This is a genomic window from Nocardia sp. NPDC047038 (assembly GCF_040644075.1).
Classification (GTDB): Bacteria; Actinomycetota; Actinomycetes; order Mycobacteriales; family Mycobacteriaceae; genus Nocardia; species Nocardia sichangensis.
The window spans coordinates 20,828-35,079 of sequence record NZ_JBEYVQ010000011.1; the positions used below are offsets into that span (position 1 = coordinate 20,828).

Here is a 14,252-nt window from a genome sequence, read left to right on the forward strand (position 1 = left end):
GTTCAGTCGGAAGTGCCGCTCAGGTAGCTGCGCAGCATGGCGGTGACGGCGGTGATCTGGTCGACCGGCACGTGCTCGTCGCGTTTGTGCGCGAGATTGGGATCGCCGGGGCCGAAGTTGACGGCGGGGATGCCGCGAGCCGCGAAACGCGAGACGTCGGTCCAGCCGTACTTCGCGCGCACACCGCCGCCGCCGTGGCGCTGTACCGACGCGATCAGGTCCTTGGCCGCCGGAGCGGTCAGCCCCGGCAGCGCGCCCGGCGCCGAGTCGGTCACTTCGAAGGACAACTCCAGCCCGGCGAAGACCTCGCGCACGTGCTCGACGGCTTGGTCGACGGTGCGGTCGGGCGCGAAACGGAAGTTGACGTCCAGTTCGGCGGCGTCCGGCACCACGTTGCCCGCCACGCCGCCGGTGACCCGGACCGCGGACAGTCCCTCGCGATAGACGCAGCCGTCGATGTCCACTTCCCGGGCGCGGTAGTCGGCGAGCCGCTGCAAGACCGGGGCCAAGCGGTGAATCGCGTTGTCGCCCAGCCATGCTCGCGCCGAGTGCGCGCGCACGCCCGAGGCGCTCAGCCGCACGCGCAGCGTGCCCTGGCAACCGGCCTCGATCCAGCCGCCGGACGGTTCGCCGAGCACCGCGAGGTCGCCGCTGAGCCAGTCGGGCAGGTCGCGTTCGATGTGCCCGAGGCCGTTGAACTCGGCGGCGATCTCCTCGCCGTCGTAGAAGATCAGGGTCAGGTCGTGCACCGGATCGGCGACGGTGGCGGCCAGATGGAGGAAGACCGCGTCGCCGGATTTCATGTCCACCGAGCCGCAGCCGTAGAAGACCTGTTCGCCCGTCGGGCCCACCGCGAACCGGCCGGGCACGTTGTCGGCGATCGGCACGGTGTCCAAGTGCCCGGCCAGGATCACCCGGGTCGGCAACCCGCGGTGGGTGCGTGCCAGCACCACGTTCCCGTGCCGGAGGATCTCGAAGCCCGTCGTCTGCTCCAGCAGCGCCCGCTCCACCGCGTCGGTGATGGCGGCCTCGTCGCGCGAGACGCTCGGGATGTCGACGAGGGCGGCGGTCAGTGTGATCGGGTCCGCATGCAGGTCGATGGTCACGCGCTTCACCCTACGACCGGTCACCCGCGAGGCCCGCCGGTACCGGTCGGTGTGCCGCCGCATCGTCCGGGACCGCCATCGTGCGCCGGCATCTCGCCGGAGTCGTCCAGGCGATGGTGCGGTCATTCCCGGCCCAGACACTGTTCGGCGTGCGACAGTGCGGCCACCGTTGCGCGTATCTCCGGTCGGCGCAGTGGTCTCGTTGATCGGGCGATCGAGCGTCGGCGCGACTGCTGACCAGGGCACTCGGCCGACCGGTCCTGGAGCTGGAGCCGTATCGAGCCTGGTGATCGCGGTCTCCGGAGCAGCCGCACCATTGCCGGTCGCGGGTCGGTAACCTCTAGGCCGTGAGTATCCAGGGAGCAGCAGCAATCGGTATCGCCAACGTGACCGCGGACGGGACCGTGCTGGACACGTGGTACCCGAACCCGCAGCTGGGCGAGTTCGCCGAGACCGGCAGCAAGCGGCTGGACGAGGCGCCCGCGGAGTACGCGGCTCTGCTCGGCTTCGACGACGCCCGCGGGGTCGACGTGATCGCGGTGCACACCACGATCGCCGACCTGTCCGCCGCCCCGGTGGACGCGCACGACGTCTACCTGCGCCTGCACCTGCTCTCGCACCGCCTGGTCAAGCCGCACGAGGTGAGCCTGGACGGCCAGTTCGGCCTGCTCACCAACGTGGTGTGGACCAACCACGGCCCCGCCGCGGTGGATGGCTTCGAGGCCACCCGCGCCAAGCTGCGCGCCCGCGGCCCCGTCACGGTGTACAGCGTGGACAAGTTCCCGCGCATGGTCGACTACGTGCTGCCCTCCGGCGTCCGCATCGGCGACGCCGACCGGGTCCGCCTCGGCGCGCACCTGGCCTCCGGCACCACCGTCATGCACGAGGGCTTCGTGAACTTCAACGCGGGCACCCTCGGCGCGTCCATGATCGAGGGCCGCGTCTCCGCGGGCGTCGTGGTCGGCGACGGCTCCGACATCGGCGGCGGCGCGTCCACCATGGGCACCCTTTCCGGCGGCGGCACCACGGTCATCTCCATCGGCGAACGGTCCCTGCTCGGCGCGAACTCCGGCCTCGGCATCCCCCTCGGCAACGACTGCGTCCTGGAGGCCGGCCTCTACCTCACCGCGGGCACGAAGGTCACCACACCCGACGGCACCCTGGTCAAGGCCGCCGAACTCGCAGGCCGCGACAACCTCCTCTTCCGCCGCAACTCCACCACCGGCGCCGTCGAAGTAGTCCCCCGCAAGGGCACCGGCATCGAACTCAACGCCGACCTCCACGCCAACGACTGAGCGTTCCGCGAGTGGCACATGGTTGTGCCACTCGCGGAGTTCGGATCAGGCCGAAGGCGCTTCCGAGAGCCCGAAGGCGATGACTCGGTGGGGATGGATGCGGATCATTTCGCGGGAGACGCCGGGGATGTACGGGTCGACGTCGGTGAGTGCTTCGGCGGTGCCGCGGATCTCGAGGCAGCGGACGCGCCACGGTTGGACCGACGCGACGTCGTCGACGACGAAGGCGACGTGATCGTTGGTGGCGAGGTTGCGGAATTTCCACGAGTCGCCCATGTTCCAGCCCGCGATGTCGATGGTGCCCAGGTCGGCGTTGTAGCGGAAGCCGACGGGGTTGTTCTGCGGGGTGCCGTCGGGCCGGACGGTGGCCAGCCGGCCCAGCCGCTGGGTGTGCAGGTAGTCGATGTGTTCGGTGGTCAGAGTCGCAGTCATGCGCCGACCGTAGAACCTCTACCTAACTCGAGGTCAACCCCGCGGTCAGCCCAGCTTCTTCTTCTGCACCTTGCCCATGGCGTTGCGCGGCAGCGCGTCGACCACGCGGATCTCGCGCGGGCGTTTGTGCACCGAAAGTTCTTCGGCCACATGGTCGATCAACTCACGCTCGGTCGCGGCGACGCGCAGCACGACGAAGGCGGTGATGCGCTGGCCGAGATCGTCGTCGGGCAAGCCGACCACCGCGGCTTCCGCGACCGCGGGGTGACCGAGCAGCACCGTCTCGACCTCGCCCGCGCCGACCCGGTAACCACCGGACTTGATCAGATCCACCGATTCCCGGCCGACGATGCGATGAAAGCCTTCCGGGTCGATGGCGGCGACGTCGCCGGTCCGGAACCACCCGTCCTCGGTCCAGGTCCGCGCGGTCGCCTCCGGGCGATTCAGGTAACCGTCGAAGAGCATCGGTCCGGACACTTCCAAGCCCCCGATGCTCTCGCCGTCGTGCGGCACCGGAGCACCGGACTCGTCCCGGATCCGGGTGCGCACACCACGCACCGGCAATCCGACCCAGCCCGGCCTGCGCTCACCATCGGCCCGGGTGGACAGCGTGATCATGGTTTCGCTCATGCCGTAGCGCTCGACCGGCGCGTGCCCGGTCAACTCGCGCAATCGCTCGAAGACCGGCACCGGCAGCGGCGCGCTACCGGAAACCAGCAGCCGCGCGTCGGCCAATTGCTTCGCCGCGTCGGGGTCGTCGACCACACGCGACCACACGGTGGGCACGCCGAAGTACAGCGAACCCTTGGCCGCCGCGTACGCCTGTGGCGTCGGCTTACCGGTGTGGATCAGCGGACTGCCCACCCGCAGCGGACCGAGCAGGCCGAGGATCAGCCCGTGCACATGGAACAGCGGAAGCCCGTGCACCAGCGTGTCACTCGCGGTCCAAGCCCATGCCTCGGCCAGGGCGTCGAGACCCGCGGCGATCGCGCCGCGACTGAGTAGCACGCCTTTGGGCAGGCCGGTGGTTCCCGAGGTGTACAGCACGAAAGCTGTGGTGGCCGGGTCGGGTTCGGGGTAGGTGTGCCAGGACCTGGCGTGCCGCCGCACCGGCACCACGGGTAGGTCGGCGTCCTCCGGCGCTTTCCCCAGCCACGCCTGAGCGCTCGAATCGGCGAGGATGTGCGCCCGTTCCGCGGTTCCGGAGTCCGGGGGCACCGGAACCACCGTGACGCCCGCGATCAGGCAGCCAACCACCGCGAGCACGGTTTCCACGGTCGGCTCGGCGAACACCGCCACTCGTTCCGCGCGCGCGACGCGTTCGGCCACCGAAGTGGCGGCGCCCAGCAGATCGCTGCGGGAGAGGGTTGCGCCGTCGATGGTGACGGCGTCGGGGATGTCCGCTCCGCCTGCGACGGCGAGCGGGTTCAGGGAGCTGAGCAGCAGCGGCGGACCGAACGGCATTCGCTCACGCTACTTCGCCGGATCAGCGGCGGTGTCGCGGCATCCCGCGCCGACCGGCGTCGAATGTGACGGTTGACACTCCCGTTGACGTGGTGAGAACGTTGGTGCATAGCTTTCTCAGCACTGCGAGGTCGACGATGACGAGGCCACTTTCCGCGACGCATCGTCCCGAATCGCCGGACTCCTTCGACATCGGGCAATACCTCGACGGCGTGGCCGGCCTGTTCGGCGGCGTCGCGAACGTCATCATGCAGCTGAGCGCTCCGCCGGTCGGTTACGGCGTGCTGGAGAGCACCGTCGACAGCGGAAATGTCATGTTGCATCCGGTCAAACGGCTGCGCACCACGTTGACCTACCTTTCCGTAGCGATGCTCGGCACCGACGAGGAACGCGCCGCCTACCGAGAAGCGATCAACGTCTCGCATCGTCCGGTCCACTCCACCGACTCGAGCCCGGTGCACTACAACGCCTTCGATCCCACATTGCAACTCTGGGTCGCGGCCTGCCTGCATTGGGGAGCGCGGGATCTGTACGAGCGCATGCACGGCCCGATGGACGAAGCGACGGCCGACGCGTTCTACCGTCTCGGCGCCAGGCTCGGCACCACCCTCCAGATGCCCGCAGCGATGTGGCCTCCCGACCGCCGCGCCTTCGCCGAGTACTGGAGCGCGAATCTCGCGGCGACCAGTATCGATCCGACGGTCCGTGCCTACTTCGACGACCTCATCGACCTACGCATGCTGCCGCGACCCGCGCAGCTGGCTTTCGGGCGCCTGCACCGCTTCTTCGTGACCGGATTGCTGCCCCGGCACCTGCGCGACGAGATGGGAATGACCTGGACCGACCGCGACGAACGCGTACTCGGCCACCTTCTGCGCGCCGTCGGGGCCGCCGAGTCCCGGCTACCGCGAACGATCCGCGCATTCCCGCTGAACGCCTATCTCCTGGATATGCGCATCCGGCGTCGACTCGGCCTTCGTCTCGTCTGAGCCAATCCTCGTTTCATTCCAGTTACTGGTGGGCAATCGCAATCTCGTATTGCTGATCGTGCCTGCACAGCGCCGTCCGACGCGACGTGACGCCACCAGCCAGGAGGAGACGATGGGCTACCGAACGACGTTGACCGCGCTGATCGCCTGCGGGTTCCTGGCGCTGGCCGCGCCGGTCGCCCTTGCCGAGGAATCCGCAGAAACCGAAGTGGCCGCGGTGCCGCCGCGCACGGCGATCTCCGTACGCACCTCGGTCGGCATCGGCTGGGGAACACCGAACGAACACGAGTCACGCTCGAGTCTGTCGCTGTCCAAGCTCTTCCTTGCCGACTACGCCCTGCGCCACGGCGACGGCTCGGCCGAGGATCGCATGCTGGGCGAGCAAATGATCCGCTACTCAGATGATGGAGCCGCGACCGTGATGGAGGCCAAGTATCCACAGGCCATCGCGGCCATCGCCGCCGAATACGGCCTCGCCCAGACGGTGCCAGGACCCAGTTGGGGCGCGGGGGCGACCAGCACGGCGAACGTGTCCGACTTCCTCGCCACCAAATTGCGCACCGATCCCGGATCACCGATCTTCGGATGGATGGCCGCAGCGGGATCGACGGCCCGAGACGGCACCGAGCAGAACTGGGGCACGGCACGATGGCCCTTCGTCCAGGGCAGCAAATGGGGCTGGTCGGATTTCGGCGAGCCGGAGGTCGCCTCGACGTCCTACGGCCCCGGTTTCGCGGTGACCGCGCACACCCATGGCACCGCGGCCGAGCAGACCGCGGATGTCATGGCCGCGCTCGGGGCGATGCTCTTCGGCCTTCCGCAGCACCGCTGAAGTCAGCGCACCCGGAAGGACACCACGACGTGATCGCGGGCGAACTGCCGGATCGATGCGTCGTCGCCGAGCGGGATCACGGTCTGCGGGGTCAGCGCCAGTGACAGCGCGGTGCGAGCGATCATCTCGGCCAGCGGCTCCGGATCGTATTCCGGCAACTTGCCTTCCCGCTGCAACCGCGTGATGAACTCGGCCAGGTAATCCCGGCCGAGTTCGATGACCGGCGCGCCCTGGGTGGTGAGGTACGGCAGCACGAGTTCGGGCTCGGTGGCCAGCAGCCGGTGGATCAGCTGGTTTCCTCGCAGGCCGTTGATGAACGCGGCGAACAGTTCGACGATCTGGTCCTCGGCGCTCGCGTCGCGATCGACCTGACGCTGGAGCGCGGCGTCGACCTCCTCGATGAAGTCGCGCGTCTGCCGCAGTCCGACGGCCCGGATCAGATCGGATTTGCTCGCGAAGCGGCGGTAGAGCGTGGCCAGCGACAATCCGCCGCGACGCGCCACTTCCACCATGCTGGTGCGCTTGATACCGAAGTCGAGGAACGCCAGCAGCGCCGCGTCCAGTACCCGCGCCTGGTTGCGATCCTCCGGGGCGGCGCTGCGCACCAGCGGCAGCAGCCTGGTCAGCCTGGCCATACCTCAACCCTATCCGCGACAGCGACACGATGACACTTTCAGCATTGCACACCATCACCGCCTACCCGCGGCGATTGACAGCTCACCGAGTCGATGAGAAAGTTAGGACATTATCTTCTCATCGACCGATTCTCTGGGATCGGGCGGACACGAAAGACGAGGTCGACGATGACCGCGCCGCTGCGCACCGCCGAGCACGAACCGGATCCGAGCCAGACCCTCACCCCCGAGACGGTCGCGCAGTACGTCGACGGCATCGCCGCGTTCCTCGGCGGCGCGGCGAACGTCATCATGCAGTTGAGCCTGCGCCCGGTCGGCCGCGGCGTGCTGGAGAGCACCGTCGACAGCGGCAAGGTCACACTGCACCCGATCAAGCGGCTGCGCACCACCCTCACCTATATCGCCGTGGCGCTGCTCGGGTCGGATGACGAACGCGACGCCTACCGGGAGGCCGTCAACGTGTCGCACCGGTCGGTGCGCTCGACCGCCGCGAGCCCGGTCAAGTACAACGCCTTCGACCCGAATCTCCAGCTGTGGGTCGCCGCGTGCCTGTACTGGGGCATCGATGACCTCTACACGCGGATGCACGGCCCGATGGACGACGCGACCGCCGACGCCTTCTACACCTACGCCGCCCGCCTGGGCACCACCCTGCAGATGCGGCCGGAGATGTGGCCGGCGAATCGCACGGAGTTCCAGCGGTACTGGGACGAGAACCTGAAGCAGCGCGGCATCGAGCCGGAGCTTCGGGACTACTTCAACGGTCTGATCGACCTGAAGATGATGCCGCGACCGGTGCAGGTGGTCTTCGCCGGATTGCAGCGCTTTATCGTCACCGGCTTGCTTCCGCAGCACCTGCGCGACGAGATGGGCATGACCTGGACCGACCGCGACCAGCGACGGTTGGACCGGCTGCTGCGGATCCTCGGAGCCGTGCACGGCCGGCTGCCCGCGGCGGCACGCATGTTCCCGCTCAACGCCTATCTGTTCGACCTGCGCAGGCGCCTGCGGCAGGGAAAGCCGCTGGTCTGATCACCTCTCCATGTGCGGGTAGCGGAAGTCGACGGGCGGCACGAAGGTCTCCTTGATCGTCCGCGGCGCGACCCAGCGCAGCAGGTTCAACGGCGAGCCCGCCTTGTCGTCGGTGCCGGAGGCGCGTGCGCCGCCGAACGGCTGCTGCCCCACCACCGCACCCGTGGGCTTGTCGTTGACGTAGAAGTTGCCCGCCGCGAAACGCAGTGCGGCGTCGGCCTCTTCGATCGCGTACCGGTCCTGCGCGAACACCGCTCCGGTCAGCGCGTAAGGCGCAGCCGACTCGACTTCGGCGAGTATCGCACTGTAGGAGCCGGGTTCGGCATCGTCGTAGACGTACACCGAAAGGATCGGGCCGAAATACTCGGTGGCGAACGATTCGTCGTGCGGATTGTCGGTCAGGAATACGGTCGGCCGGACGAACCAGCCTTCGCTGTCGTCGTAGGTTCCGCCGACCGGGATGGTGACGCCCGCGTCCGCGGCGCGCCGGATGGCCGCCGCATTCTTGTCGTACGCGCGCCGATCGATCAGCGCTCCACCGAAATTCGACAGATCCGCGACGTCGCCGTAGCTCAGCCGGTCGGCGTCGTGCAGGAACTCGTCGCCCATCGCGCGCCAGACCGACCGCGCGATGTAGGCACGTGAGGCCGCCGAGCACTTCTGACCTTGATACTCGTAGGCGCCGCGAATCAGGGCGGTGCGCAGCGCGCCGGGGTCGGCCGAGGAGTGCGCGACGATGAAGTCCTTCCCGCCGGTCTCCCCCACCAGGCGCGGATAGCCATGATACCGACCGATATTCGCGCCCACTTGCTGCCAGAGGTACTGGAACGTCTTGGTGGAACCGGTGAAATGGATACCGGCCAGCCGCGGATCGGCCAAGGCCACTTCCGACAGTTGCACCCCGTCGCCGGTGACCATGTTGATCACGCCGGGCGGCAATCCCGCCGCCTCCAGCAGCCGCATCGTGTGGAACGCCGACAACGTCTGCGTCGGCGACGGCTTCCACACCACCGTGTTGCCCATCAGCGCGGGCGCGGTCGGCAGATTCCCGGCGATGGCGGTGAAGTTGAACGGTGTGATGGCGTAGACGAACCCTTCCAGCGGCCGATAGTCCATCCGGTTCCACACCCCGGCGCTGGAGCTGGGCTGTTGCTCCAAGATCTCCCGCGCGAACGCGACGTTGAACCGCCAGAAGTCGACCAGCTCGCACGGCGCATCGATCTCGGCTTGCTGGGCCGACTTCGACTGCCCGAGCATGGTGGCCGCGGCGATCGTCTCCCGCCACGGCCCGGCCAGCAGGTCCGCGGCGCGCAGCAGCACCGCGGCGCGCTCCTCGAACGGCAGCGCCCGCCACCCCGGGGCGGCGGCCATCGCGGCGTCGATGGCTCCGTGCGCTTCCGAATGGGTGGTGTCGGTGTAGGTCCCCAGCACGTGCCGATGCCGATGCGGTGTGACGATGTCGTGCCGTTCGCCGAGGCCGGGTCGATGCTTACCCCCGATGACCAGCGGCACGTCGACGGGTTCCGCGGACAGCTCGGCCAGCTTGCCGAGGAGTAACTCCCGTTCGGGGCTTCCGGGCGCGTAGGAGTGCACCGGCTCGTTGCCGGGCGTGGGGACAACCGTGACAGCGTCCATACCTCAGGCTAGCTCGCCGAGCAGGGCGGGCGGGGACGCCGACACGCCTCGCTGTGCCCGTTGTGCGACCGCGGCCTCGAACGATGGCCGCGCTCGCGCGCAGCGGCGACAAAGGTGTCAGCCCGCGGCGAGCCGTTCGGCCGCCGCCGCGATCCGCTCGTCGGTCGCGGTCAGCGCGATCCGCACGTGCTCGCTCGCGCCGGGGCCGTAGAAGTCGCCGGGCGCGGCGAGGATGCCGCGATCGGCCAGCCATTCCAACGTGGTCCGGCACGGCTCACCACGCGTCGACCACAGATACAGGCCCGCCTCGGAATGATCGATCCGGAAACCCGCGGCCTCCAGAGCCTTTCGCAACACGTCGCGTCGGGCGCGGTACCGCTCGCGCTGACGCGCCTCGTGCGCGTCGTCGCTGAGCGCGGCGGTCATCGCGGCCTGGATCGGGAACGGCACCATCATGCCCGCGTGCTTGCGCACTTCGAGCAGTTCCGCGACCAGCTCCGGGTCGCCCGTCACGAATCCGGCGCGATAGCTGGCCAGGTTGGAGGTCTTGGACAACGAATGCACGGCCAGCAGGTTGGTGTGGTCGCCGTCGCATACCTCGGGGTCGAGCAAGGAGACGCCGCGACCCTCCCAGGTCAGTCCCAGGTAGCACTCGTCGGAGGCGACGATCGCGCCGCGCTCCCGCGCGAAGGCGACCACCTTGCGCAGATGTTCGACGCCGAGTATCCGGCCGGTCGGGTTGGACGGCGAGTTCACGTAGATCAGCGCGGGCGTCTGCGGACCGAGCCGGGTCAGTCCGTCCGCGCGCAGCACCTGCGCGCCCGCCAGCAGCGCGCCGACCTCGTAGGTGGGGTAGGCGACCTCGGGGATGACGACCAGGTCGCCCGAGCCGAGCCCGAGCAGTCGGGGCAGCCCCGCGATCAGCTCTTTGGTGCCGATCGCGGGCAGCACGGCCGCGGGCTCGAGTCCGGTGATCCCGTAGCGCCGCTTGAGCGCGTCGACCGCGGCCGCGCGGAGCTCGGGGGTGCCATGCGTGGTCGGGTAACCGGGGACCGCAGCGACGGAGTTCAGCGCCGTCCGGATCAGCGGGTCGACCGGGTCGACCGGAGTGCCGACGGACAGGTCGACGATCCCGCCGGGGTGGGCGGCCGCCTTCACCTTCACCGAAGCGATGGTGTCCCAGGGGAAATCGGGCAGCAGACTGCTGACCCGGCCACGCGGTGACACGTCAGGTCTCACTCACTCGCCATCGGGGGCAGTTCCTTGATGAACGGCGGGTCGTAGTCGACCTTGCCGACCTTGGTCGCGCCGCCGGGCGAGCCCAGCTCGTCGAAGAAATCGACGTTGGCGTTGACGTATCCGCTCCACTGGTCCGGGGTGTCGTCTTCGTAGAAGATCGCCTCCACCGGGCACACCGGCTCACATGCACCACAGTCCACGCATTCGTCGGGATGGATGTACAGCATGCGACCACCCTCGTAGATGCAGTCCACGGGGCATTCCTCGATGCATGCCTTGTCCTTCACGTCAACGCACGGTTCAGCGATGATGTACGGCACTGCCGCTCTCCTAGTCTGTCCTCGCCTGCGGGATAGTCCGCCCGGCGAAACCCTATCCCGGCAACCACACGTTACTACTGGTCAGCCTGCCCTAACTTCGGGGATCGCGCACGCCGACGCGAGGCCCGATTCGACTCCGCCACCCGAGGTACGCGCTGGGGGCCGCGTTGTGGGAGGTAGCGCCGGAGCGTGCCACGCCGGATCCGGTATTGCGCCGGTCCCGGCTACCCGCGGCCGACCGGAAATCCGATCGCACCGCGGGCTGGAACCTATCGCCGTCGCCGCGCCGCCCGGCGCAGCTCCCTCGTCAGTCGACCAATACCGCCTGAAGCCCCGGAGCGGCCGACAACCGCTTGTGCTTCGGGACGCCGTAGGTCGTCGTCCGTTCCCGGGCCGGTCGTCCGATGCCGGAGGCGATCTCCACCAACTCGGCGACCGTCTTGGCCGAGCCGTGCTGCGAGCCCGCCATCCGGGAGATGGTCTCCTCCATCAACGTGCCGCCCAGATCGTTGGCGCCACTGTTGAGCATCACCCGCGTTCCGGTGGTGCCCAGCTTGACCCAGCTGGTCTGGATGTTGTGGATCCGGCCGTGCAGCATGATCCTGGCCAGCGCGTGCGCGGCGCGGTTGTCCCGGTTGGTCGGCCCGGGCCGCGCGGCGCCCGCCAGGTACAGCGGGGCGCTCTGGTGCACGAACGGCAGCAGCACGAATTCGGTGAAACCGCCGGTCTCGTCCTGGATTCCACGCAGCACCCGCAGATGCCCGACCCAGTGCTTCGGGTTGTCCACGTGGCCGTACATCATGGTCGAACTGGACCGGATGCCCACCTGGTGCGCCGTGGTGATCACCTCGATCCACGCCGAGGTGGGCAGCTTGCCCTTGGTGAGCACCCAGCGCACCTCGTCGTCCAGGATCTCCGCGGCGGTGCCTGGGATGGTGTCCAGGCCCGCCTCCTTCAGGGCGACCAGCCACTCCCGGACGCTCTGGCCGCCGCGCGAGGCCCCGTTCACGATCTCCATCGGACTGAAGGCGTGCACATGCATCGACGGCACCCGCTGCTTGACCGCCCGCACCAGATCCGCGTACCCGGTGACCGGCAGGTCGGGGTCGATGCCGCCCTGCATGCACACCTCGGTGGCACCGTCGACATGCGCCTCCCAGGCCCGGTCGGCCACCTCGTGCGTGCTCAGGGTGAACGCGTCCGCGTCGCCCTTGCGCTGGGCGAACGCGCAGAACCGGCACCCGGTGTAGCAGATGTTGGTGAAGTTGATGTTCCGGTTCACCACATAGGTGACATCGTCGCCGACGGTATCGCGGCGCAGTTGATCGGCCAGCGCGGCGACCGCGTCCAGCTCCGCGCCGTCCGCCGTGGCCAGCGCCAGATACTCGGCGTCGCCGAGCCCGGCCGGATCGCGTTCGGCGGCGCGCAGCGCGGCGAGCACGTCGGAGTCCAGCCGCTGCGGAACGGCGACGGCGAGATCGCGGGCCTGTTCACGAATGGTGTCCCAGTCGCCGAAGGCGCCGACGATGTCCTGCCCGAGGGCAGCGTCGCTGCGGGCCTCGGTGTTGCGGCCCTCGGTGTCGATGGCGGTGTTGAGGTCGACGCGTCCGGCCGACTCCCAGGACTCGTCCGGCTCCTGCCAGGGCAGGCCGACCGGGATCGCGTCCGGATTCGCCAGCCCCGTCACCGGGTCGGTGAGCGCGGCGACGTGCGCGCCGATCCGCGGATCGACCCACGGATTGCCCGCTCGCACGTACTTCGGGTGCGCGGAGGTCCGCTCGACCAGCCGATAGCCCGCCGCCTCGGTGATCTCCCGCAACGTGTCCAGGTTCGGCCACGGCCGCTCCGGGTTCACGTGGTCGGGCGTCACCGGCGAGACGCCGCCCCAGTCGTCGATGCCGGCGTCGATCAGCGCGCGGCACTCGGCGTGCGAGACCAGGTTCGGCGGCGCCTGCACCGGCACGTCCGGCCCGAGCAGCACGCGGGTGACCGCGATGGTGGCGAGGAATTCCTCCAGGCCCGCGTCCGGCACGTCCCGCATGGCGGTGTCGTCCTTGGCGCGGAAGTTCTGCACGATGACTTCCTGGATGTGTCCGAAAGCCTTGTGCTGCTTGCGAATCGCCATGATCGACTCGGCCCGCTCCGCCATCGTCTCACCGATGCCGACCAGGATCCCGGTGGTGTAGGGCACCGAGAGCCGTCCCGCGTCGGTGATCGCCCGCAGCCGCACGGCCGGGTCCTTGTCGGGGCTGCCGTAATGGCAGTTGCCCTTCTCGGTGAACAACCGGGCCGAGGTGGTCTCCAGCATCATGCCCATGGACTGCGCCACCGGCTTGAGCCGCGCGATCTCCTCCCACGACATCACGCCCGGGTTCAGGTGCGGCAGCAGGCCGGTCTCCTCCAGCACCATGATCGACACGGCGCGCAGGTAGTCCAGCGTGGAGTCGTAGCCGCGCTCGTCGAGCCACTGCGCGGCCTCCGGCCAGCGATCCTCGGGCCGGTCACCCAGCGTGAACAGTGCCTCTTTGCAGCCGAGGGCAGCGCCCCTGCGTGCGATGTCGAGCACCTCGTCGGGTTCGAGGAACATGCCCTTGCCCTCGGCGCGCAACTTGCCGGGCACCGTGACGAAGGTGCAGTAGTGGCACTTGTCCCGGCACAGCCTGGTCAACGGGATGAAGACGTTGCGGGAATAGCTGATCGTCTTCGGACGCCCCGCGGACGCCAGCCCGGCGTCGCGCACCCGCGCGGCGCTACGACAGAGGTCGGCCAGGTCGTCGCCGGTCGCGTGCAGCAGCACCGCGGCCTCGTCCACGTTCAACGTGACACCGTCGCGGGCCCTGCGCAGCGCCCGGCGCATGGCCGATGGACTGGGCGGCGCGGATGGGACGCTCGGGTTCGGTAGGTCGGTCACGCCCTCGATCATGCGCTACACATCCGGAACTGTCTCCCTCCAGTGCTGGTTGCGACGAAGCGGACGAGTCACGGCTCCGCTCGCCACGGAGCCCACACGGGGACGTGGAGCACCGTTGAGCGTTGACAACTGTGCGGTACCCGAGGCTATTCCGGGGCACCCGCGCCGCGCGGCCCGCGTTCGGTCGTCGAGCGTGGCCTCGGTGAGCGCCGCCGATTCGACCGTTCCGGCACACCAGACCCTCGCAGGTGAGGCAGGGGGCCAACTCCTCGGCGACCGCCCGATGCGCCCGAAACGGTTGTCACACAACGAGGCTCATTCCCGGCAGGAAGCCCTCTGCGACCCTCGCGCTCACCCGTCCG

At 69.0% G+C, this 14,252-nt stretch carries 12 protein-coding genes; 4 read left to right on the top strand and 8 right to left on the bottom strand.

Annotated features, from left to right (window positions below; genetic code table 11):
- Positions 1 to 2: 2 nt before the first annotated feature.
- Entirely contained in the window at positions 3 to 1,106 is a 1,104-nt protein-coding gene (gene dapE, locus ABZ824_RS28520) for a succinyl-diaminopimelate desuccinylase (protein ID WP_356966635.1), read from the bottom strand.
- A gap of 347 nt (positions 1,107 to 1,453) precedes the next feature.
- Between dapE and dapD the strand changes: the two genes are divergently transcribed.
- Positions 1,454 to 2,401: a 2,3,4,5-tetrahydropyridine-2,6-dicarboxylate N-succinyltransferase gene (gene dapD / locus ABZ824_RS28525; protein ID WP_355080390.1), complete on the top strand. Its 948-nt coding sequence runs from the start codon at positions 1,454 to 1,456 to the stop codon at positions 2,399 to 2,401.
- 45 nt (positions 2,402 to 2,446) lie between these two features.
- Here the strand turns inward: dapD and ABZ824_RS28530 are convergent, their stop codons facing one another.
- A complete protein-coding gene (locus tag ABZ824_RS28530) occupies positions 2,447 to 2,833 on the bottom strand; it encodes a PPOX class F420-dependent oxidoreductase (RefSeq protein ID WP_355080388.1) in 387 nt (128 codons plus the stop codon).
- Positions 2,834 to 2,878: 45 nt separating this feature from the next.
- Positions 2,879 to 4,297, bottom strand: coding sequence for an acyl-CoA synthetase (locus ABZ824_RS28535; RefSeq protein WP_356966637.1), 1,419 nt, complete (start codon positions 4,295 to 4,297; stop codon positions 2,879 to 2,881).
- Positions 4,298 to 4,434: 137 nt separating this feature from the next.
- Between ABZ824_RS28535 and ABZ824_RS28540 the strand changes: the two genes are divergently transcribed.
- Together ABZ824_RS28540 and ABZ824_RS28545 are read left to right on the top strand one after the other, a co-directional pair.
- On the top strand, positions 4,435 to 5,286 hold the full coding sequence (locus ABZ824_RS28540; protein WP_356966639.1) for an oxygenase MpaB family protein: 852 nt from the start codon (positions 4,435 to 4,437) through the stop codon (positions 5,284 to 5,286).
- 112 nt (positions 5,287 to 5,398) lie between these two features.
- Complete coding sequence (locus ABZ824_RS28545) at positions 5,399 to 6,118, top strand: hypothetical protein (protein ID WP_355080383.1); 720 nt, start codon at positions 5,399 to 5,401, stop codon at positions 6,116 to 6,118.
- A 2-nt stretch (positions 6,119 to 6,120) separates the two neighbouring features.
- Here the strand turns inward: ABZ824_RS28545 and ABZ824_RS28550 are convergent, their stop codons facing one another.
- Complete coding sequence (locus ABZ824_RS28550) at positions 6,121 to 6,753, bottom strand: TetR/AcrR family transcriptional regulator (protein ID WP_355080381.1); 633 nt, start codon at positions 6,751 to 6,753, stop codon at positions 6,121 to 6,123.
- Between the two features lie 168 nt (positions 6,754 to 6,921).
- On the opposite strand from ABZ824_RS28550, the gene ABZ824_RS28555 reads away from it, so the two are divergent.
- On the top strand, positions 6,922 to 7,785 hold the full coding sequence (locus ABZ824_RS28555; protein WP_356966642.1) for an oxygenase MpaB family protein: 864 nt from the start codon (positions 6,922 to 6,924) through the stop codon (positions 7,783 to 7,785).
- Here ABZ824_RS28555 and pruA read toward each other — a convergent pair whose 3' ends face one another.
- From pruA to ABZ824_RS28575, 4 genes are all read right to left on the bottom strand, one after another.
- Positions 7,786 to 9,420, bottom strand: coding sequence for an L-glutamate gamma-semialdehyde dehydrogenase (gene pruA, locus ABZ824_RS28560; RefSeq protein ID WP_356966643.1), 1,635 nt, complete (start codon positions 9,418 to 9,420; stop codon positions 7,786 to 7,788).
- Positions 9,421 to 9,537: 117 nt separating this feature from the next.
- A complete protein-coding gene (gene dapC, locus ABZ824_RS28565) occupies positions 9,538 to 10,659 on the bottom strand; it encodes a succinyldiaminopimelate transaminase (protein WP_356966644.1) in 1,122 nt (373 codons plus the stop codon).
- The gene (fdxA, locus tag ABZ824_RS28570) at positions 10,656 to 10,979 is read right to left on the bottom strand and encodes a ferredoxin (RefSeq protein WP_014987978.1); all 324 of its coding nucleotides are present in this window, start codon (positions 10,977 to 10,979) and stop codon (positions 10,656 to 10,658) included. Before fdxA ends, dapC begins: the two co-directional genes overlap by 4 nt.
- A gap of 307 nt (positions 10,980 to 11,286) precedes the next feature.
- Positions 11,287 to 13,902: a bifunctional FO biosynthesis protein CofGH gene (locus ABZ824_RS28575; RefSeq protein ID WP_356966647.1), complete on the bottom strand. Its 2,616-nt coding sequence runs from the start codon at positions 13,900 to 13,902 to the stop codon at positions 11,287 to 11,289.
- Positions 13,903 to 14,252: the final 350 nt, after the last annotated feature.